This is a genomic window from Kitasatospora sp. NPDC028961 (assembly GCF_055564815.1).
Map to the genome: position 1 here is coordinate 184,265 of NZ_JBVHVO010000005.1, position 18,784 is coordinate 203,048.

At 72.9% G+C, this 18,784-nt stretch carries 13 protein-coding genes; 9 read left to right on the forward strand and 4 right to left on the reverse strand.

Translation table 11 applies throughout. The features are described 5' to 3' along the window. Window positions 1–537 precede the first annotated feature (537 nt). The 7 genes from ACZ4UX_RS13160 (at window position 538) to ACZ4UX_RS13190 (ending at window position 7,425) form a co-directional block, all read left to right on the forward strand. A complete protein-coding gene (locus tag ACZ4UX_RS13160; protein WP_465706671.1) occupies window positions 538–1,704 on the forward strand; it encodes an LLM class flavin-dependent oxidoreductase in 1,167 nt (388 codons plus the stop codon). Further along, window positions 1,701–2,261 (forward strand): GNAT family N-acetyltransferase, encoded by a 561-nt coding sequence (locus ACZ4UX_RS13165; RefSeq protein ID WP_352289319.1) that lies wholly within the window; start codon window positions 1,701–1,703, stop codon window positions 2,259–2,261. The genes ACZ4UX_RS13160 and ACZ4UX_RS13165 overlap by 4 nt, the downstream gene beginning before the upstream one ends. Continuing rightward, window positions 2,258–3,208, forward strand: coding sequence for an ABC transporter substrate-binding protein (locus ACZ4UX_RS13170; protein WP_329489588.1), 951 nt, complete (start codon window positions 2,258–2,260; stop codon window positions 3,206–3,208). Before ACZ4UX_RS13165 ends, ACZ4UX_RS13170 begins: the two co-directional genes overlap by 4 nt. A 40-nt stretch (window positions 3,209–3,248) precedes the next feature. After that, window positions 3,249–4,265, forward strand: a complete 1,017-nt coding sequence (locus tag ACZ4UX_RS13175) for an amino acid ABC transporter permease (RefSeq protein WP_465706672.1) — start codon at window positions 3,249–3,251, stop codon at window positions 4,263–4,265. A gap of 20 nt (window positions 4,266–4,285) precedes the next feature. After that, window positions 4,286–5,038: an amino acid ABC transporter ATP-binding protein gene (locus ACZ4UX_RS13180; RefSeq protein ID WP_359803317.1), complete on the forward strand. Its 753-nt coding sequence runs from the start codon at window positions 4,286–4,288 to the stop codon at window positions 5,036–5,038. 59 nt (window positions 5,039–5,097) lie between these two features. Continuing rightward, entirely contained in the window at window positions 5,098–6,087 is a 990-nt protein-coding gene (locus ACZ4UX_RS13185; protein ID WP_352289328.1) for an ABC transporter substrate-binding protein, read from the forward strand. Window positions 6,088–6,180: 93 nt separating this feature from the next. Then, the gene (locus ACZ4UX_RS13190; RefSeq protein WP_465706673.1) at window positions 6,181–7,425 is read left to right on the forward strand and encodes a serine/threonine-protein kinase; all 1,245 of its coding nucleotides are present in this window, start codon (window positions 6,181–6,183) and stop codon (window positions 7,423–7,425) included. Between the two features lie 18 nt (window positions 7,426–7,443). Here the strand turns inward: ACZ4UX_RS13190 and ACZ4UX_RS13195 are convergent, their stop codons facing one another. The 3 genes from ACZ4UX_RS13195 to ACZ4UX_RS13205 all read right to left on the reverse strand — a co-directional run bounded on the left by ACZ4UX_RS13195 (window position 7,444) and on the right by ACZ4UX_RS13205 (window position 15,736). After that, the gene (locus tag ACZ4UX_RS13195) at window positions 7,444–10,086 is read right to left on the reverse strand and encodes a PKD domain-containing protein (protein WP_465706674.1); all 2,643 of its coding nucleotides are present in this window, start codon (window positions 10,084–10,086) and stop codon (window positions 7,444–7,446) included. 94 nt (window positions 10,087–10,180) lie between these two features. Then, the gene (locus tag ACZ4UX_RS13200) at window positions 10,181–12,859 is read right to left on the reverse strand and encodes a PKD domain-containing protein (protein ID WP_465706675.1); all 2,679 of its coding nucleotides are present in this window, start codon (window positions 12,857–12,859) and stop codon (window positions 10,181–10,183) included. A gap of 243 nt (window positions 12,860–13,102) precedes the next feature. Further along, a complete protein-coding gene (locus ACZ4UX_RS13205) occupies window positions 13,103–15,736 on the reverse strand; it encodes a PKD domain-containing protein (protein WP_465706676.1) in 2,634 nt (877 codons plus the stop codon). A gap of 372 nt (window positions 15,737–16,108) precedes the next feature. Between ACZ4UX_RS13205 and ACZ4UX_RS13210 the strand changes: the two genes are divergently transcribed. Next, a complete protein-coding gene (locus tag ACZ4UX_RS13210; RefSeq protein ID WP_465706677.1) occupies window positions 16,109–16,960 on the forward strand; it encodes a fumarylacetoacetate hydrolase family protein in 852 nt (283 codons plus the stop codon). Between the two features lie 99 nt (window positions 16,961–17,059). On the opposite strand, the gene ACZ4UX_RS13215 is transcribed toward ACZ4UX_RS13210, so the two are convergent. Further along, entirely contained in the window at window positions 17,060–17,794 is a 735-nt protein-coding gene (locus tag ACZ4UX_RS13215) for a TetR/AcrR family transcriptional regulator (RefSeq protein WP_465706678.1), read from the reverse strand. A 259-nt stretch (window positions 17,795–18,053) separates the two neighbouring features. Between ACZ4UX_RS13215 and ACZ4UX_RS13220 the strand changes: the two genes are divergently transcribed. Continuing rightward, on the forward strand, window positions 18,054–18,743 hold the full coding sequence (locus tag ACZ4UX_RS13220; protein ID WP_465706679.1) for a rhomboid-like protein: 690 nt from the start codon (window positions 18,054–18,056) through the stop codon (window positions 18,741–18,743). Window positions 18,744–18,784 lie beyond the last annotated feature (41 nt).

Here is an 18,784-nt window from a genome sequence, read left to right on the forward strand (position 1 = left end):
GTGCATCCTTCACTGCTCAACTTGTGCTCATGTACGCCGAGCAGCTCCTGGTCACCCGCGACCACATCGACTTCGGTCGGGTGTGGTCCGCGGCGTGTCGCGGCTGACCCGGCAGCGGGCCGTCCAGCCGGCCCTGTCCTCCTAGGAGCCTCCTCCCTCGGAGGCCCTCCTCGCGGAGACCTCTCCCTCGGTGCCCCGTCGCGGGCCGGGTAGGCCGTCCAGTCCCGTACGGACGGCCGTTTCAGGCGCACGCTGCCGCCTTCAGCCTTCCGTACCCCACTGCACTCCGGCAGTTCTCCGTCGCCCTTCCGCCGACGTCGACGGCTCCGCCGCCGTCGTCACCGTCACGTGCCCGTGCCCGTCGATCCGCGCGCTCCGCTCCGCCCTCCCGCTCGGCCCTCTTCGCTCCGCGCTCCCCGCTCGGCCTTCTCGCTCCCCGCTCCGTGCTCCCTGCTCCAAGCCTGGCTCTGCCACGGCCTGTTCCGGTCTGCCCACCCGCAGCCGCCGGATTCCGTACGACCCGAAAGGTCAGTCACCATGCCCGTCGAATTCCTCGGCATCGCCGCCACCGGTGATGGTTCGGAGACCACCCCCCGCTCCACGGCGGCCTTCGACCGCGACTACACGCTGCGGCTGGCCCGGGCCCACGAGGACAACGGCTGGGACCGCGTGCTGTTCGCCTACGGCGCCGGCGCCCCCGACCCGGCGGCGGCCGCGGCGTTCCTCGCGGCCCGGCTCGACCGGCTCCAGATCCTGCTGGCCCACCGGCCGAACGTCTCCTACCCGACCTACGCGGCGAAGACCTTCGCCACCCTGGACCGGATCAGCGACGGGCGGCTCACCGTCCACTTCATCACCGGCGGCAACGACCACGAGCAGCAGCGCGAGGGCGACTTCCTGACCAAGGACCAGCGCTACGCCCGCACCCGTGAGTACATCGGGATCGTCAAGAAGGCGTGGACCAGCACGGAGGCCTTCGACCACGAGGGCGAGTACTACCGCTTCAACGACTTCGTCTCGGACGTCTTCCCCGTCCAGGCCCCGCGCCCGGGCGTCTCCTTCGGCGGCTCCTCGGAGGCCGCCTACGCGGCCGGCGGGGCGGAGGCGGACATCTACTGCCTCTGGGGCGAACCGCTGGCCCGGACCGCCGAGCAGATCGAGCGGGTCAAGGAGGCCGCGCGGGCCGCCGGCCGGACGGACGTGCCGCGCATCCAGGTCGCCTTCCGGCCGATCATCGCGCCGACCGAGGAACTGGCCTGGGAGAAGGCGTACCGGACGGTGGACGCGATCCGGGCCCGCAAGGAGTCCGACGAGCTGGTCCGGCGCGGTGCGGTCGCGGCCCGGACCCCGGAGAACACCGGGTCGCAGCGGCTGCTGGAGATCGCCGCGGCCGGCGAGCGCTACGACCGCGCGCTCTGGACCCCGACCGCGGCCGCCACCGGCGGGGCCGGCAACTCCAACGCCCTGGTCGGCACGCCGGAGACGGTCGCGCAGGCGCTGCTCGACTACTACGACCTCGGCGTGGACATCCTCTCCGCGCGCGGCTACGCGCTGCTCGACGACGCGATCGACTTCGGCCGGTACGTCATCCCGCTGGTGCGCGAGGAGGTCGCCCGGCGGGACGCCGCGAAGGCGGCCGGGGCGGCCGAGCGGGAGGCCCGGGCCGAGCGCGACCGCCACCAGCTGATCGCGGTCCAGGCGTGAGCGGCACCAGCCTGGCGACCGAGGTCCGCCGGGTGACGATCGACGACCCCCTGGTCGAGCCGCTGCTGCGGGAGCTCACCCACGAGTACGTCACCCGCTACGGGCCGGATGCCCGGGAGGAGATGAGCCGGTACCCGAAGGACGCCTTCGCGGAGCCGGCCGGCGTACTGCTGCTCCTGCTGGAGGACGGCGAGCCGGTGGCCGGCGGTGCGTACAAGCGGTACGACGAACGGACCGCCGAGGTGAAGCGGATGTGGACGCATTCCGCGCACCGCCGCCGGGGGCTGGCCAGCCGGGTGCTGGCCGAGCTGGAGCGGGCCGCGCGGGCGGTCGGCTACACCCGGATCTTCCTCACCACCGGCCCGCGCCAGCCCGAGGCCAGGGGGCTCTACCTGGCGACCGGCTACACCCCGCTGTTCGACGTCGACGCCGATCCGCTGGAGATCGGCCCGCTGGCGTTCGAGAAGTCCCTGCCGGCCCGCACCGACGGCGAGCGGGCCGAGGCCCCCGCGCGACCCCATCACGCACCGACCCCGAAAGGCGCCCAACTCCCGTGAGAACCACCACCGTCCGCCGCCGCCTGCTCGCGGCCACCGCCCTGCTGCCGGTCCTGGCCCTGGCCGCGTGCGGTTCGGACCCGAAGACCGCCGCCCAGCCGGGCGCCGGCCAGGCGGCGGTCGACGCCGCCGCGCAGGACCTCGTCTCCGGCGTCGCGAAGTCGGACGCGGCGGCCGCCCTCCTGCCCGAGGACGTCCGCAAGGCCGGGACGGTGAAGTTCGGCTCGGCGATCGCCTCGCCGCCCGCCGCCTTCTACGCCGACCAGGCCACCAAGAAGGCGGCCGGGGTGGACATCGACTTCACCGACGCGGTGGCCAAGGTGCTCGGCCTGACCGTGGAGCGCGAGGAGGCCGCCTTCGAGACCATCCTGCCCGCGCTGGGCAGCGGCAAGTACGACGTCGGCACCGGCAACTTCGGGGTCACCGCCGTCCGGTTGAAGACCATCGACTTCGTCACCTACATCGACGACGGCCAGGGCTTCGCGGTCAAGAAGGACAACACCAGCGTCCAGCCGGTCACCGACCTCGCGCAGCTCTGCGGGCTGGTCATCGGCACCGGGGCCGGCACCACCTTCGAGACCACGCTGAACGCCAAGAAGAACGTCTGCACCGACGCCGGCAAGAAGCCCTTCGAGGTGAAGGCGTTCAGCGACAACGGCGCCACGCTGACCGGCCTCCAGCAGGGGCGGATCGACGTCGTGATGTCGACCATCAACGGCCTGCGCTACCAGGCGTCCCAGGAGGCGTCGGGGACGAAGTTCCTCGGCGAGTTCCACCGGCTGGACGTCGGCTTCGCGTTCAAGAAGGGCTCCCCGCTCGCCCCGGCCTTCCAGGCGGCGGTCAACCAGCTGATCAAGGACGGGACGTACGACAAGATCGTCAAGAAGTGGGGAGTCGTCGATTCGGCGATCAAGGAATCCCAGATCAGCCCGCCCGAGCACGTGTGACCCCCTGTCCGGGCCCCGGGCCTGTTGGAGGAATCCCCCCATGAGCATCACCACCACCGAGGCCGGTCCGCCGGCCGGAAGAACCGCCACCAAGGCGCCGGCCGCCCCGGCCGGGCGCGTCGACCTCGGCGAGCTGGCCGGTCTGCGGACCGTCCGGGCCCGCCACCCGTGGCGCTGGGCGGCCGGCCTCGCCGCCGTCGTCGTCCTGCTCCAGTTCGCCCACGGGCTGGCCACCAACCCCGGCTGGGACTGGGCGACCTTCCGGGTCTACTTCTCCGCCGACACCATCCTGCGCGCCGTCGGCCGCACCATCGAACTCACCTTCTACGGAACGCTGCTGGGCTTCCTGCTGGGTGCGGTGGTGGCGGCGATGCGGCTGTCGCGCAGCGCGATCCTGCAGTCCATCGCCTGGGCCTACGTCTGGGCGTTCCGCTCCATCCCGCTGATCGTGCAGCTGGTCTTCTGGTTCAACCTCTCCTACCTCTACAAGCGGTTCGGCATCGGGATCCCGTTCGGCCCGACCTTCGCCGAGTTCGAGACGATGGGGGTGCTGGGCGCGCTCGGCGCCGCCGTGCTGGGGCTGGGCCTGCACCAGGCCGCGTTCGCCGCGGAGATCATCCGCGGCGGCATCATCGCGGTCGACGGCGGGCAGCGCGAGGCCGCCGCCGCGCTGGGCGTGCCGCGCTGGCGCCAGGCCTGGCGGATCGTGCTGCCGCAGGCCATGCGCGGCATCCTGCCGGCCGCCGCCAACGAGGTGATCTCGCTGTTCAAGGGCACCTCGGTGGTCTACGTGATGGCCATCGGCGAGCTCTTCTACCAGGTGCAGGTCGTCTACGGCCGCACCGGCCGGGTGGTGCCGCTGCTGATGGTGGCCACCGTCTGGTACGTGCTGCTGACCACGGTGCTGTCGCTCGGCCAGTACTACGTCGAGCGCTACTTCGCCCGGGGCGCCGAACGCACCCCGCCGCCCACCCCGCTGCAGCGGGCCCGGGCCTTCGTCCAGGGCCTGCGGGCCGCCCGCACCCCCGTCGAGACCGCTACCGGAGGACGCTCGTGACCACCCCCGTCGTGGAACCCATGGTGCAGGTCAGGGGCCTGCACAAGAGCTTCGGCCCGCTCGCCGTGCTGCGCGGCGTCGACCTCGACGTGCCGGCCGGCTCGGTGACGGTGGTGCTCGGCCCCTCCGGCTCCGGCAAGTCGACGCTGCTGCGCTCGATCAACCACCTGGAGAAGCTGGACCGCGGCTTCGTCGCGATCGACGGCGAGCTGATCGGCTACCGCCGCTCCGGCGACCGGCTGCACGAGCTCAGGGAGCGCGACGTCCTGCGCCAGCGGACCAACATCGGCTTCGTGTTCCAGAACTTCAACCTGTTCCCGCACCTCACGGTGGTGGAGAACATCATCGAGGCCCCGGTCAGCGCGCTGCGCCGGCCCAAGGCCGAGGCCCGGGCGGCCGCGCTGGCGCTGCTGGAACGGGTCGGCCTCGCCGACAAGGCGGACGCCTACCCGCGCCAGCTCTCCGGCGGCCAGCAGCAGCGGGTGGCGATCGCCCGGGCGCTGGCGCTGGAGCCGAAGGTGCTGCTCTTCGACGAGCCGACCTCGGCACTCGACCCGGAGCTGGTGGGCGAGGTGCTGGACGTCATCAAGGACCTCGCCCGGGCCGGCACCACCATGATCGTGGTGACCCACGAGATCGGCTTCGCCCGCGAGGTCGCCGACACCGTGGTCTTCATGGACGGCGGGGTGGTGGTCGAGCAGGGCCCGCCGAAGGCCGTCCTGGACGATCCGCAGCACGAGCGCACCCGCGCCTTCCTCGCCAAGGTCCTCTGACCGCCCTCGCCGACCCCCTCCCGCTCCCCGACCCTCTTCCAGCCATCAGGAGTTCCGCCATGTCCCTACCCCGTCGCGCCCTCGTGACCGCCGCCGCCGCGCTCGCCGCCACCCTCACCCTCGCCGCCTGCGGCAGCTCCACGGACGCCGCCGCGGAGCTCGCCCCCGCGAAGGGCAGTACCGCGCCCAACGGCACCACGGTGAACCTGACGCCAAATCAGAACCGCATCACGACGGCGAAGGTGGACGCCATCGCGGCGCTGGTTCCGGAGGAGGTCAGAAAGAGAGGGACGCTGACGGTCGCCAACTCGCTCGGTACCACGCCGCCGCTGGACTTCTACGCGAACGACGACAAGACCATCATCGGGGTGGAGCCGGACCTCGCCTCGCTGGTCGGTGACGTCCTCGGCCTGAAGGTCGAGTTCAACCCGGTCTCCTGGGAGAACGTCTTCGTGGGCCTGGACAGCGGCAAGTTCGACGTCGGCATGACCAACATCACCGTCACCGAGGCCCGCAAGGAGAAGTACGACTTCGCCACCTACCGGCTGGACATCCTCGGCTTCGAGGCCAAGAAGGGCACCGGCTGGAAGGTCACCGGCCCCAAGGACGTGGCCGGCAAGACGATCGCCGTCTCCTCCGGCACCAACCAGGAGAAGCTGCTGATCTCCTGGAACGAGGAGAACGTGAAGAACGGCCTCAAGCCGGCCGACATCAAGTACTTCCAGAGCTCCTCCGACTACTACCTGGCGCTCTCCTCCGGCCGGATCGACGCCTACGTCGGCCCCAACCCGAGCTCGGCCTTCCACGCCGTGCAGACCGGTCAGACCGAGGTGGTCGGCACCTACTCCGGCGGCGGCGCGGACGTCCTGGGGAAGATCGCGGCGACCACCAAGAAGGACAACGGGCTGGTCCAGGCACTGAACGGGGCGATCAACGAGATCATCAAGAACGGCACCTACGGCCAGGCGCTGAAGCGCTGGGGGCTCGACGGCGAGGCCGTCCAGACCTCCGAGATCAACCCGCCCGGCCTGCCCAAGCCCAAGCCGTAGCCCGTTCACCCCCATGTCCTCCCCCGACGCTATGGTGGCCCCGGTCACGGTGGACGCTGTTCGTATCCGGTGCACCCGGGGGTTGGGGGAGACATGAGGGCTGGGGAGGTTCTGGACGGCCGCTACCGGCTGGACCGGACGCTCGGCCGGGGCGGCTTCGGGGTGGTCTGGGCGGCCCACGACAACAACATCGGGCGGGCGGTCGCGGTCAAGGTCCTCTCCGAGGAGAAGGCGAGCGACGAGGAGGCGGTCGCGCGGTTCGTCCGCGAGGCCAAGACCGCCGGCAGCCTGTCCAATCCGCACATCGTCACGTTGCACGACTACGGCCGGGTCCAGCAGGGTGCCTGGTCCACCCACTACCTGGTGATGGAGCTGGTCCGCGGCCGCCCGCTGTCCGCGGTGCTCAAGGAGGGCACGCCCGACCCGGCGCTCGCGCTGAAGTGGGCCCGGCAGGTCTGCAAGGCGCTGGACGCCGCCCACCGTTCGGGCGTGGTGCACCGGGACATCAAGCCGGAGAACATCATGATCGCCGAGAGCGGCGAGGCCAAGGTGCTGGACTTCGGCATCGCCCGGCTGCTCACCCAGTCGGGCACCGGGCTCACGTCGACCGGTGTGGTCATCGGCACCCCGCCGTACCTGGCTCCCGAGTGCTGGGCCGGCGGCGCCATCGACGGCCGGGCCGACCTCTACGCGCTCGGCGTGGTGCTCTTCGAACTCTGCACCGGACAGCGCCCGTTCAACGCCGGATCGCCGGTCACCATGATGTACCAGCACCTCAACGACGCGCCGCCGCCGGTGCGCACCCCCTACCCGGCGCTCGCCGCCCTGATCCGCCGGCTGCTCGCCAAGGACCCGGCCGACCGGCCCGCCGACGCCGCCGAGGTGCGCCGCCGGCTGCGCGAGATCCCGGTCGGGCAGAGCACCCCGGTCGGCCGGAGCACCCCGGCCGCCCCGGCCCCGCCGCCCGAGCCGCCCGAGGCGCTGCGGCAGCGGGCCGACCGGGCCTGGGAGTACGGCGTGGAGGGCCGGCCCGAGGAGGCCGTGCGGATGCTGACCGAGCTGATCCCGCGGTTCGCCCGCAGCTTCGGCCCGGCCGACCTCCGCACCCTGCGCACCTGTCACGACCTCGCCCTCTGGCTGGCCCGCGCCGGCAGCCCGGGCGCCGCCGCCGCGCTGCTGCGCGAGCTGGCCCCGGCCCTGTCCGGCGAGCCGAGGGCGCACGCCGACGTCCTGCGCGACCTCGACCGCTGGGAGCGGGAGCGCGACGAGGCCGGCCCCGGCCCGGCCCGGGCGCAACCCCTGGACCAGCTCCTCGGCGGCCCCGCGCAGAGCGGCTGACGCGCCGGTCGGGCCGGGTCAGATGCCGGCCGCGGCCAGCAGCCGGGTGCTCCGGTAGGTGTCCGCCCAGCCGGTCCACTGGCCGGCGTCGTAGTCACCGGCCGCGTCCAGGACGGTGCCGAAGGACTTGCCGATTCCGTACAGCCGCAGGGTGTTCCCGGTGGCCGCGGCGGCGAGCTGCTCGATGTCGCCGCGGTGACCGAGGGTCGCCGAGAGGTCGGCCCAGGCGCTCCAGCGCCCGGCCGCGTAGTCGGCGGTGATCTGGTGGACACTGCCACCGACCAGGGCGAGGACGTGGAACCGTGCGCCCGTGCTCGCGGCCGCCAGCTGGGTGACGGTGCCCGGCGCGCCGAACAGGGCGGTGATGTCGTCGGACCTCCAACTACCCCGGTCGTAGTCGCCGTCGGCCGTGTGGATGTGGCCGTCGGTGCCCAGCGCGGCGAGGTGCAGGGTGTTGCCGACCGTGGCGGCCGCCACCTGCTGGACTCCCGAGGCCAGGCCGGCGGCGCCGGTGATGTCGCCCCACCGGCTCCACTTGCCCGTGCCGTAGTCGGCGACGGCCTCGTAGAGCCGGCCGTCGGCCACGGCGACGACGTGCAACGTGTCGCCGATCGAGGCGGCCGCCACCGCGGTGACCGTGCCGAGCGGCCCGGCCGCTCCCGGGACCTCGATGTCGTACCAGCCCCGCCAGTTGTCCTCGACCAGCCGGCGGTCGGCGATCAGGACGCGACCGTTCTCCACCCTGAGCACGTGGACCTGGTCGTTCGCGGTGAACGCCTCCGCGAGCGGCGGGCGCGTGCCGTCCTGGCTGCTGAGCGCCCGGTTGCCGAGCGTCCACGTCCCCCGGGTGTAGTCGGCGTGCATGGTGAACAACTGGCCGCCGCCGTAGCCCTCGACGAGCTGGACCCGCTGGCCGGACAGCCGGGCCTTGATCGCGGGGAGGTAGTCCGCGTCGACGGTGTGGCTCGTGGTCCGGGTGCGGCCGCCCGCGTCGTTCACCTGCACGGTGACGGTGTAGCTCCCGGGACGGGCGTACACGTGCCGCCACTCGTTGTCCCGGGTGCCGTCACCCCAGTCGACGGAGCGGGCGGTGAGCACCCAGGGGCTGAGGGCCGACTGGCTGTTGATCGAGTACCGGATCACGCCGGCCTCGACGTCCTGGTCCTGCGTCGTGGTGAAGTCGAGGGTCAGCGGGGCGTCCGGGCGGACCGAGACGGGATCCGGCCGGGCGCTGGTCGGCCGCTGCGCGCCGAGCTCGTCGAGCACCGTGAGGACGGGCAGGAACTCGCCGGTCCGGGAGTAGACGTGGGTGGCGGTCGGCTCGGTGGTCACCACGGGCGGGGTGCCGTCCCCGAAGTCGAAGGAGTACCGGAGCTTGGTCGGCCACTCGTCGCGGGCCGTCGCCGTGGCCTTGACGGTGAAGGGCGCGGGTCCCTGGACACTCGGGTGGACCGTACCGGAGACGACGAGGTCCGCTTCGCGCAGGCCCGTCCGCTCGTAGGCGCCCCGGTCGCGGACCGTGCCGCGCGGCCCGGTGTGCGGCACGCCGGGGTCGTCCACCGGGGCCTGGCCCAGCAGGTCGGTGGGCTGGATGCCGGGCGCGTCCGGGTCGGCGTCGTCGATGGCGGCGGCGTTGTCCTCGGTCAGCTCGTGGTCCGCTCCGTCGATGAAGACGGGGGCGAGGTCGAGGTCGTGCGCGCCCTGGCCGGTGGCGGCGGCGAAGGCGGCCGGGGAGGGGTACGCGGAGCCCGCCCAGCCGTAGGCGGGGCCACCGGCTGCGGGGTGGACGGTGTTGTAGTCGGCGGTCGTCCCGGCGGCCGCCTCCGGGGCGATGGTGATCTGGGCTCCGCCCCTGGGTGCGGCGCCCGGCGTGCAGGCCGGCGTCCAGTTGGCGGGGACGGCGGTCAGGACGTTGTTGCGGATCGACACCCCGGTGGAGGCGCCGGTCACGGCCACGCCCGGTCCGCAGGGGGCCGTGACGGTGTTGTTGGTGACGGCGAGGCCGGTGACACCGTTCGCCGAGACCGGGCTGCGGTTCGCGAGCGTGAAGACGTTGGTGGCGACGACGGTGTCCCGGACCCCGGGATCGAGCGAGATGCCCGTGGAGCTGTTGAAGCGGTTGCCGCGGACGGTCACGTCGTGGCTGGCGCCGGAGACGTGGATGTCGGTCCCGTCGGAACCGAACTGGAAGTCGTTGTGCTCGATGACGACGTTGCTGGAGTCGGTGACCGTGAACGCGGTCTTGTAGGTGTGCAGGTTGAAGTTCCTGATCACCACGTCGTGCACGCCCGTCAGGGCGAACAGCGTGGTGCCGAAGCCGAGCTGGGTCCGGTAGGACAGATCCGAGCGGAGGTTCGGATCGTCGCCCTCGATGACGATCGGCTTCTCCGGAGTGCCGGACCGGGTGACCTCGACACTGCCCTCGTTGCCGGAGAAGCGCGCGACGTGGACGGTCTGTCCGGGGTCGGCGACGTGCACGGCGGCGGAGATCGAGCAGAACGGGTGCTCGGGGGTGCCGGGACCGGTCGGGGAGCACTGCGGCTCCCCGGCGTCGACGTAGAGGGTGGTGGGCGGTTCGGCGGCGGTCGCGGCCGGCGCGGGCAGGCCCAGGACGGTGACGGCCGTGGCGGCGGTCAGTCCGAGGGCGCGGCGTATGGACACGGGGGGACTTTCCGGGTGAGGGGTGAACGGGGAGGACGGCCGGTGCCCGGCCCGGCCGTGCGGCCGGACCGGGCACCGCGGGGCCGGGCGGCGGTCAGCCGGTTCCGGCCGCGGTCAGGTTGAGGAGGTTCGGCAGCGGGCCGGCCGCGCCGGCGGTGGTGATCTCCGCCCACGGGTGCCAGGCGCCCCGGGCGAAGTCGCCGGTGGCGTTGTAGACGTGGTTGCCGCTGAACTCGTCGCTGACGGCGTACAGCTGCAGCGAGTGGCTGGTGCCGGCGGCGGCGAGCCGGGTGACCCGGCCGGGGAGGCCGACGACGTCGGAGAGGTTGTACCAGCCGCTCCAGCTGCCGACCGAGTAGTCGGCGGCGGCCTGGTAGACGCTGCCGCGGGCGAGCGCGAGGACGTGGAAGGTGGAGCCGACGGTGGCCGCCGAGAGCTGGCTGACCCCGGTCGGGTTGCCGAGCCAGCCGGGCAGCGGGCCGGACCACCAGGTGCCGCGGTCGTAGTCGCCGTCGGCGGCCCGGACCTGGCCCGTGCCGTCGATCAGGGCGAGGTGCAGGACGTTGCCGACCGCGCCGGCCGCGATCTGCGAGACCGGTCCGACGGCCCCCGTCACCGAGGTGATGTCCACCCAGCCGGACCAGCTGCCGGCGTCGTAGTCGGCGGTGTTCTGGTAGACGCGTCCGCTGACCAGCGTCAGCACGTGCACCTTGTTGCCGATCGCGGCGACGGTGACCCGCTGGGGGGTGGAGCGGTTGTAGGTGTTGGGGGCGAGTGCCTTCCACGTGCCCCAGCCGAAGGACTTGCTGTTCCAGTCGGCGGTGGCCAGGTCCCACCCCACGAGGCGGAAGGCGTGCAGGTCACCGTTGGCGGTGAAGGCCGAGGCCATCGGGATGTTGTACCCGGCGTACACGTTGTCGGTGGCCTGGACGGTCGTCCACGGACGCCAGGTCCCGCTGGTGTAGTTGGCCGCCGCGTCGCTGAGGCCAATGATGGTCGGACGGGTGTCGGTGAGGACGCGCACCCGCTCGCCGGAGATCAGGTTCTTCTGGTCGGCGGTGTAGTCGACGTCGACGGTCTTGGTCGTGCTGGCGCTCCGGCCGCTCTCGTCGGTGGCCGTGAGGGTCACGGTGTAGGTACCCGGCTGCGGGAAGGTGTACGAGAACGAGGGGCTGGTGCGGTTGTTGCCGTCGCCCCCGTTGATCGCGTACCTCACGAGCCGCCAGGGGCTGCTCGCACCGCCCTCGAAGACGTACTCCAGCGGCTGCCGGGTCTGCTTCGCCTCGCCGAGCCAGACGGTCAGCGGGCCGGGCGGGTTGACGGCGGCGTCACCCCCCGAGTAGGCGCTGACACCGGCGCCGAGTTCGTCCTGGACGGTGACGCTCGCGAGGTAGCGGCCGACCGTCGTGTACGTGTGCCGAACCGACGGCTCGTCGCTGGTCACCGGTGCGGTGCCGTCGTGGAAGTCGTAGGTGTAGGTCAGCTTGGTCGGCCAGTTGTTGACCACCCTGGCGGTGAGCTTGACGGCCAGCGGCGCGGGGCCCTCCGGGCTGGGGAAGTCGGCGCCGTCGACCTGGAGCGACACCCGCTGCGGGCCCTGGAGTTCGTGCGCGCCGCGGTCCCGGCCGGTGTTGCCGGGGACGTTGGCCACCAGCGGGTCGTCCATGGCCGGCCTACCGGTCAGGTCGGTGGGGAGGACGCCCGGAGCGGCGGGGTTGGCCGAGTCGATCGCGGCCGTGGCGGCCTCGGTGAAGTCGAGTGCACTGGGGGCGTTGGGGAAGGCGATCTGCCGGTCGGTGTCCTGCGCGCCCTGGCCGGTGGCGGTGTTGAACTCCACGGCGGTGCCGTAGCGGGCGTCGCCCCAGGCGTACGCGGCGGCCGTGTCACGGGGGTGGACGATGTTGTAGTCGACCGTGGTTCCGGCCGTCGAGCCGGCGGCCACGCCGACCGTGACGTCGCCCCAGCCGCCCGGTACCTGGGAGCAGTCGGGGGTCGACGCCAGCGAGGAGCTGTAGCCGTCGATGATGTTGTTCTGGACCGAGCCGCCCGTCGAGGAACCCTTGAGCGCGACGCCCGGACCGCAGACGGAGGCGATCGTGTTGTTGGTGACCGCCAGCCCCGGGGCGTCGGTGGCGGAGATGCCGGCGTAGCCGCCGCTGAACTCGTTGGTGGTGACCGTGACGTCGTGCGAGCCGGGCTCGACGGCCACGCCGTTGGCGAGCCGGAAGGTGTTCCGGCTGACCGTGACGTGGTCGCTCTGGCCGGTCACCCGGACGGTCGGCCCCCAGGAGCTCGTCGGGTTGCTGTCGTTGAGGTAGTTCTGGTCGAGGGTGATCCGGCTGGAGTCGGTCACCACCACCGATTTCGGGGTGTTCAGGTAGAAGCCGCGGATCACCAGGTCGTGGACGCCGGTCAGGGCGAGCGCCGTCGTGCCGTGGGGGGCGAGCTGGGGACGGTACCAGCCGCTGCCTCCCGGGAAGATCCCGACGAAGGTGATCGGCTTGTCGGGGGTGCCGGACCTGGCCGGCTTGAAGTCCTCGGTGAAGACGGAGCCGCGGACCTCGACGGTCTGGCCGGGCTCGACGACCTGGGCGGCCCTGGTGAGCGTGCAGTAGGGCTGGGCCTGGGTGCCGCTGCCGTCGTCGGAGCAGTGGGCAGCCGGGGTGTTGTTGACGTAGAGCGTGGTGGCCGGCTCCGCGAGGGCCGGCAGGGGGGCGCCCAGGACGACGGCTGCCGCGGCAGCCGTCAGCCCGAGGGCGCGCTTGATGCGCACGATGGGAGTTCTCCGGTGGAGGGCAGCGCCGGCTCCGACGGAGTGTGCGGGCTGCGGGAGTGGACCTGGGGGAAGTCGATCAGAGTCTGGCAGTGCTTCTGACAGGGCGTCGAGGCAATTCCGAGGGGCGTCGGTCCGGCTGCGCCGGATGTCCGGCTCCGTCCGGATTCGTTCGGCCCCTCCGGTCGCCCGGTACCCCGGGCCCGCCGGTGGGGCGGGCCCGGGGTGCGGGGGAGCGTCCGGTCAGCCGATCCCGGCGGCGGCCAGCACGGAGGCCGGGGCCTGCGGACCGGCGACCCCGCTGACGTTCGCCCACGGGGTCCAGTAGCCCTTGGTGTAGTCGCCGTTCGCGTCGTAGATGCGACCGTCGCTGATCGCGTACAGGCGCAGCGAGGTGCCGGTCGTGGCGGCGGCGAGCCGGCTGACGCTGCCGGGGAGTCCGGTGACGGCCGAGATGTCGTACCAGCCGCCCCACGCGCCGGCCGTGTAGTCGGCGGTGGCCTGGCGGACGTTGCCGTCGGCCACGGCGAGGAGGTGGAACTTCCCGCCCAGGACGGCGGCGGACAGCTGGGTGGTCCCGGCGAGGTCGCCGAGGGCCGAGGTGAGGTCGCCGGAGCTCCAACGGCCCTTGCTGTAGTCGCCCTCGGCGATGCGGATCCGGCCGTCGTCGCCGAGCGCGGCGATGTGCAGGGTGTTGTCGGTGAACCCGGCGGCGATCTGGGTGGTCCGGCCCGGCAGCCCGGCGGCCTCGGTGATGTCGCCCCACGCGCTCCAGCCGACGGAGTAGTCGGCGGTCGCCTCGCGGACCCGGCCGGAGGCGGTGAGGACGACGACGTGGACGGCCCGCCCCGCCTGGGCTGCGGCGACCTGGGTGATCGGCTCGCCGATGTTGCCCAGCGGCACGCCCCGCCATTCCTCCCACAGGCTGGTGGGGCTGTTCAGGTTGGTGGTCTCCAGGGCGCCGGCGTAGACCTTGTAGGCGTGCAGGCCGCCGTTGGTGGTGAAGGCCTCGGCGAGTGCGGTGGCCGGCCGGTCGGGCTCCGGCCACGCGAGCCGGGCGAACGGGTTCCACCGTCCCCGGGTGTAGTTGGCGTTGGCGATGAGCGTCTCGGTGGGTGTCTGGGTGAGCAGCCGGACCCGCTGGCCCCACATCTGGTCGGCGAGCCAGTCGTACGCGACGTCCAGCACCTGGCTGGTGGTCGCGGAGCGGCCGCCCTCGTCCGTCGCGGTCAGGGTGACGGTGTACCGGCCCGTCCGCGCGTAGGTGTGCGCGACGGTGTAGCGGCTGCCCGGGTCGGCGGAGCTGCCACTCGTGCCGTCGCCGAAGTCCACCGTGAAACCGGTGAGGGCGTACGGGCTGGTGCTGTCGACCCCGGAGAAGTTGTAGGTGAGGTCCCTGCCGTCGATGCGGAGTTTCGGGACCAGCGGTCCGGGGGCCGACACCGTGGTCTCCGGACCGGCCGGGCTGGTGACCTTGCCACCGATGCCGTCGGTCACCGTGACGGTCGGGTGGTAGGTGCCGACCGTGGTGTAGGTGTGGCCGGCCGACGGCTCGGAGGTCACCACGGGGGTGGTGCCGTCACCGAAGTCGAAGCTGTAGGCCGGTGTCGTGGGCCAGTTGTTCTTGACCGACGCGGTGGCCGTCACGTCGAGCGGCGCCGGGCCCTTCGCGGTCGGGAAGGCCGCCCCGGCGGTGGCGAGCGTGGCCCACTGCAGGCCCTGGAGTTCGCGGGCGCCGCGGTCCCGGCCGGTGGTGCCGGGGGCCAGCGGGCTGTCCACCGCCGGCCGGCCGGCCAGGTCGGTGGGGAGCAGGCCCGGCGCGTCCGGGTCGGCAGAGTCGATGGCGGCCGTCGCCGCGTCGGTGAGTTCGAGCCGGTCGTAGATGTCGGCGAACTCGATGTCCTGGTCGACGTCGTGCCGCGCCTGGCCGGTCGCGTCGGCGAGGGCTCCGGGGGACTCGTAGCGGGTGTCGCCCCAGACGTAGGCGGCGCCGCCGACGGCGTGGACGACGTTGTAGTCGATCCGGGTGCCCTCGACCGATCCGGGGGCGACCGTGACCTCCGCGTCCCCGGGGCCGCCCGGCACGGTGTCGCAGAGCGGGTTCCGTGCGCTCTGGAGGCGGCTGGTGGCGATGTTGTTCTCGATCACGGCACCCGTCGAGGCACCGGCCAGCGCGATACTCGGGCCGCAGACCGCCGCGACGGTGTTGTTGGTGACGACCAGGCCGGGGGCGTCCTTGGCCGACACCCCGCCGTAGCCGCCGAAGAACTCGTTGGTGGTGACCACGACGTCGTGCGAGCCGGGGTCGACGGCCACGCCGCCGACGTCCTGGAAGTCGTTGCGGGAGATCGTGACGTGGTCGCTCTGCCCGGTGACCCGGACACCCCCGCGGCCGGACTCGCCGTAATCGAAACGGGTCCGGTCGACGGTCACCCGCTGGGAACCCGTCACCAGGACGGCGTCCGTGGTGACGGACCTCGGCGCGAAACCCCGGACCACCACGTCGTGGGCGCCGGTGACGGAGAGCGCGGGCCCGGTGCGCGCGGGGCCCAGTCGCGGGACGGAGGTGGACTCGGTGCCGTACGGGATGCCGACGAAGGTGATGGGCCGGTCCGGGCTGCCGGACCGGCTCAGGCTGAGGCCCTCGGGGTAGGAGTAGCCGCGTACTTCCACGGTCTGGCCGGGCTCGACGACCTGGGCGGCCCAGGTGAGGGTGCAGTAGGGCGAGGCCTGGGTTCCGGCGCCGGCGTCGGAACAGGCCGAGCTGACGTTGTTCACGTACAGCGTGGTGGCCGGGGCCGCGAGGGCCGGCAGTGGGGCGCCCAGGACGACGGTGGCCGAGGCAGCCGTCAGCCCGAGGGCGCGAGTGATGCGCACGTTGGGGTCTCCAGAAGGCAGGCAGCTCGCGCCCCCCCGTTTGGAGCGTGCGGCTGCGGACCTGCTGGGCAGGTCCGGCAAAGTGTGGCAGCGGCCCTGACCTGCCGTCGAGACACTTGTGAAGATCGTTATTTCAATCGGCCGGGAGGCCTGTCAGGGTCCCGCCCCGGTGGCCGTCGCCCGGGCCGGAGGCTGTCAACCGTACGGGCACCTGATTCGGCGCTGCTCCGGGTTGTGGGAATTGATAGGAATTCGCCGAGCTGGACTGTCTGGTTCGCAGGCGGCAGCCGTTGATATACCTCGCAACAAGAGTTCGGTGCGGTGTGTGCGGCCGTACCGGCGAGCTGAGACGAAAGTGGTGGTGACGCTCAGATGAAGCTCCTCCGTGTCGGACCACCGGGCGCCGAGCGTCCGATCGCGCTGGGCCACGACGGCACCGCGTACGACCTCTCCGGGCGCGCCCGGGACATCGACGGCGCCTTCCTGGCCGGGCTCGACCCGGCCGCGCTGACCCGCGACGCGGCCGCCGGCCTGCTGCCGGTGGCCGACATCGCCGGGCAGCGGGTCGGCGCTCCGGTCCCCCGGCCGGGCAAGGTGGTCGGGATCGGGCTCAACTACCGGGACCACGCCGCCGAGGCCGGCGCGGCGATCCCGGACGAGCCGGTGATCTTCCTCAAGCCGAGCAACACCGTGGTCGGCCCGTACGACGAGGTGCTGGTGCCCCGGGGCGGCGAGAAGACCGACTACGAGGCCGAACTGGCGATCGTGATCGGCCGCACTGCCCGATACCTGGCTGGCCACCGGGAGGCGGCGGAGGCGATCGCGGGCTACACGATCGCCAACGACGTCACCGAGCGCGCCTTCCAGCTGGAGCGCGGCGGTCAGTGGGACAAGGGCAAGTCGGCGGAGACCTTCACGCCGCTCGGCCCCTGGCTGGTCACCGCGGACGAGGTCGCCGACCCGCAGCGGCTGCGGCTGCGCCTCTGGGTCAACGGCGGGCTGCGGCAGGACGGCTCCACCGCCGAGATGATCTTCCCGGTGCTGGAGATCGTCCGGTACGTCAGCCAGTTCATGGTGCTGGAGCCGGGGGACGTGATCGTCACCGGCACTCCGGCCGGCGTCACCCTGGGCCACCCGGGCACCCCGTTCCTGACCGCCGGGGACGTCGTGGAGATCGAGATCGACGGGCTGGGCCGCCAGCGTCAGGTGCTCGGCAAGGCCTGACGTCCGGGCGGCCCGACCCCGACCCCGGGCACGGGGGTCGCGGGTCGGGCCGCGAGAGCGAGCCGGACCCGCCCGCGAAGAACCGCCGCGCCCCGCGCCTCAGCCGCCGAGCGCGGCCCGCAGCCGGGCGGTCCGTGGTGCGTCCGGGCCCTCCAGCGCCAGCAGCGCGGTCAGCACCTGCGCCGTCTGCGGATCGTGCAGCGCCGTCGCCGCGGCCATCGCCACGAACTGGTCCACCAGCCACTCCCGCAGCTCGTCCACCGGCAGCGTGCGGCCCTCGTCCAGCCAGGTCAGCGAGGTGCCCTCGACCACCGCGATCCACGAGCGCACCAGCAGGGTCAGCCGCGGCCCGGCCTCCCGGACCCCGAGGTGGCGCAGGGTCCGCTTGAGCGCCGCCCGCCGGACGTCGTCCACCATCGCCGAGGTGCGCTGCGTCTCCACCACCGAGCCGCCGCGCAACAGGGCCGAGTATCCGGCGTCGTGCTCGGCCACGAAGGCGAAGTAGCTCTCCAGCACGGCGGCCAGCTGCTCGGTCGGGCTCCCGGTCAGCGGCACCGTGAACCGGCTGGTCAGCTCCTCCGCGGCGGTGCGCAGCGCGGCCTCGTACAACTGCTGCTTGCCGCCCGCGAAGTAGCGGTACACCAGCGGCCGGGAGGCCCCGGCGGCCTCCGCCACGTCGTCCAGGCTCACCTCGTCCGGCGGCCGCGAGGCGAACAGCTCCAGGGCGACCGCGATCAGCTGGTCCCGTCGCTGCTGCACCGTCAGCCGCCGGTACCCGCTGCGCCGCGGCCGGGCCTCGGAGGACGGTGGGACGGGCGCTGAGCTGGCTTCCATGGCGGTCAGCGTAATGGTCGCCGGTCCGATCGGATCCTTGCCTGTACCGATCATTCCGAACGGATGTTTGCCGCCCGGGCGCCCCGGCCGCTCCAGCTGCCCGGCAGCCCCGGCCCCCGCCGCCCCGACCTGCCCCGGCCCGCTCGTGACCCGCCGCCGCTCCGCGACCGCCCGTCCCGGCGGGTCGGCCCGCCGCACGGCGGGCCGGGCGCCGACCATGGGGACGGATCGTCGCCGTCGCTTCGAGGAGGGCCGCCGGATGGCGCGGGCAGTGCAGTGGACGGCGGCCGTGCGCCGGGTGCCGGGGGCGGTCCTCCGGTGGGTCCGGTCGGCGCCCGGGACGTACCTGTGGCTGCTGCTCCTGGCGGCCACGAGCTTCGTGGTGGCGCGGATGGACCCGGCGCGGCTGGACTGGTTCCTGGCCGCCCGCTCGACCAACCTGGAGAACCTCCGCTCGGACCCGGTGCACGTCCTGGTGGCCAGCGCGCTCTGGACCGAGCAGTCGAGCTTCCTCCTCTACTTCGTGCTGTTCACCCTCTTCCACGCCAACGCGGAGCGCTGGCTGGGCACGCCGCGCTGGTTCACGGTGGCCGCCACCGCCCACGTGCTGGCCACCCTCGTCAGCGAGGGGGTGGTCGCCCGGGGCATCACGCGCGGCCGGCTGGGGGAGAGCCTGGCCGGCACGGTGGACGTCGGCGTCTCGTACGCGCTGGCCGGTGTGGTCGCCGTGCTGACGTACCGCTTCGCCGGCCGCTGGCGGCTGCTGTACGGGGGCGGCGTGCTGGTCTTCTACCTGGTGCCGCTGGTCGGTTCGCACACCTTCACGGACCTCGGACACTTCTGCGCGGTGCTGATCGGCCTCTGCTTCTTCCGGTTCGCCCGCGGCCGGTCCAGGTGGGACCCGGGACTGCTGCTCCGGCGCAGGCGGGAGCGCCGGGCGGAGGTCTGAAATGGCCGGTCCATGCCACAGGGTAGGGGCTTGCAATCGGC

Coding starts and splice junctions, on each gene's coding strand:
- ACZ4UX_RS13160 (WP_465706671.1), top strand. CDS start 538: ATGCCCGTCGAATTCCTCGGCATCGCCGCCACCGGTGATGGTTCGGAG.
- ACZ4UX_RS13175 (WP_465706672.1), top strand. CDS start 3,249: ATGAGCATCACCACCACCGAGGCCGGTCCGCCGGCCGGAAGAACCGCC.
- ACZ4UX_RS13215 (WP_465706678.1), bottom strand. CDS start 17,794: ATGGAAGCCAGCTCAGCGCCCGTCCCACCGTCCTCCGAGGCCCGGCCG.
- ACZ4UX_RS13210 (WP_465706677.1), top strand. CDS start 16,109: ATGAAGCTCCTCCGTGTCGGACCACCGGGCGCCGAGCGTCCGATCGCG.
- ACZ4UX_RS13220 (WP_465706679.1), top strand. CDS start 18,054: ATGGCGCGGGCAGTGCAGTGGACGGCGGCCGTGCGCCGGGTGCCGGGG.
- ACZ4UX_RS13190 (WP_465706673.1), top strand. CDS start 6,181: ATGAGGGCTGGGGAGGTTCTGGACGGCCGCTACCGGCTGGACCGGACG.
- ACZ4UX_RS13180 (WP_359803317.1), top strand. CDS start 4,286: ATGGTGCAGGTCAGGGGCCTGCACAAGAGCTTCGGCCCGCTCGCCGTG.
- ACZ4UX_RS13185 (WP_352289328.1), top strand. CDS start 5,098: ATGTCCCTACCCCGTCGCGCCCTCGTGACCGCCGCCGCCGCGCTCGCC.